The organism is Fictibacillus sp. NRS-1165 (assembly GCF_050468105.1).
In the GTDB taxonomy this organism is placed as follows: domain Bacteria; phylum Bacillota; class Bacilli; order Bacillales; family Fictibacillaceae; genus Fictibacillus_C; species Fictibacillus_C terrinigri.
Genome location: NZ_JBDPNU010000185.1, coordinates 1 through 1,679, shown reverse-complemented (window position 1 = coordinate 1,679; position 1,679 = coordinate 1). Strand labels below are relative to the sequence as shown.

Genomic DNA, 1,679 nt, shown 5'->3' with positions numbered 1-1,679 from the left:
GGAGGGACTTGTGTGAAAGGGAAAAAACTTGCTGCATTCATTCTGGTGTTTTTACTCGCATTTATACCTTTGTTAGCATGTTCGAATGATGAAAAAGCTTCAGGTGACGGCAAAAATGGAAACAAGATCGAGCTCGAATTTTGGACAATTAATTTAAAGAAGAACTTCAATGATTATATTCAGGGTATGATCCGTGATTACGAGAAAGCCAATCCGAATGTCAAGATTAAATGGGTAGATGTTCCAGGTGCCGACGCGTCCAAAAAGTTTTTAACATCTTTGCAGAGTAAAAAAGTGCCGGATGTGGTTAATCTGGCCAGCAGTGATATCTCCATGATTCAGCAGTACAATGTTCTGTCCCCCATTAATAAACTTGTATCCAAAGATGAGCTCAATGCATATATTCCTGGATTGATCGACAGCTTAACCTTCCAGGATGAACTTCAAGGGCTTCCGTGGTACTATGGCGGACCTCCAATTGGCACCATTAATACAGAAATCTATAAAAAAGCGGGTTTAGATGCTGACAATCCGCCAAAAACATGGGAAGAAAGCTTGAAAAACGGAAAACTGATTCATGAGAAGCTGCCAAAAGTATATGGTTCAAACGACTTGCCGGGTATTGAAGTTTTTGTGAGCCAGGGGCTGCCAATCCTTAATGATGATCATACAAAAGCCGTTTTTAATTCCGATGAACACGTAAAATTTGTACAAATGTTCGTAGACGGGTACAAAAATGGAGCAATTGCACCTGGTGCGGTAACGAAAGATGACCGTCAGCTTCAGCAAACCTATGAAAATAAGCAGCAGGCACAGGCAGGCCAGTCCGTAGCAGCCGCTTTGCTGAATCTGGAAAAAAATGCTCCGAATGAAATTACGAAGATAAAAGTGACTAAACCTGTGACCGGAGGAGATGGAACCATAGCCGTCAAAGCCATTCAAACCTTCGTCGTACCAAAGAAATCAGAGCATCCAAAAGAAGCAGCCAAATTTGCTCTTTTTGTTACTAACGCAAAGAATCAATTGGATTTTGCCAAAATTGTTCCTATCTTCCCATCGACTACCGAAACACTGGAAGACCCATTTTTTAAAGAATCAAAGGGGAAGACCATACATGATGAAGCAAGGAAAATCATGGTGGAAACAGCTCCTCATTTAAAGGTAAACATTTTAGGGATCAAAGATGAGGAAAAGCTAAGAGACTATTATACTGAACAAATCCGTGCTGCCATGATGGGTGAACTATCGGCGAAAGAAGCACTGGATAAATCGGTTGACTATTGGAATCAAGCACTAAAGAACCAAAAATAACAATCGGTGCCTTAGAACAGCAGCGGAGGGTTTCGCGTCCGCTGCTGCTGTTTGATTGAAAGGAGTGGTAATATGGCCGTCCACCAAGTAGAAACAAATATCCATCAAAAAGTGAAAGTTTCCATCAAACAAAAGAAAAAGAAAAAGTTCAACTATGTTCCTTATGTATTCCTGCTGCCGGCAATTGTACTCCTTTTGGTTTTTGAATACCTTCCTACCATCAATGCTTTCTATTATTCTTTTACCGAATATCATATTTTATCTCCTGCTGAATGGACGGGGCTTCAAAACTACAAAATGATGATGGAGGACGAAAAATTTTGGATTGCACTGGGCAACTCGATGAAATACTTTGTGATCACCGTCCC

Annotated in this window: 2 protein-coding genes; both read left to right on the top strand. The window is 40.7% G+C overall.

The window, feature by feature from the left end; genetic code table 11:
- Positions 1-1,311 (top strand): ABC transporter substrate-binding protein (locus tag ABHN01_RS25765; protein ID WP_429877907.1); only part of this gene is annotated, 1,311 nt, incomplete at its 5' end.
- A gap of 72 nt (positions 1,312-1,383) precedes the next feature.
- The coding region (locus ABHN01_RS25760; RefSeq protein WP_429877906.1) for a carbohydrate ABC transporter permease at positions 1,384-1,679 on the top strand (296 nt) is incomplete at its 3' end.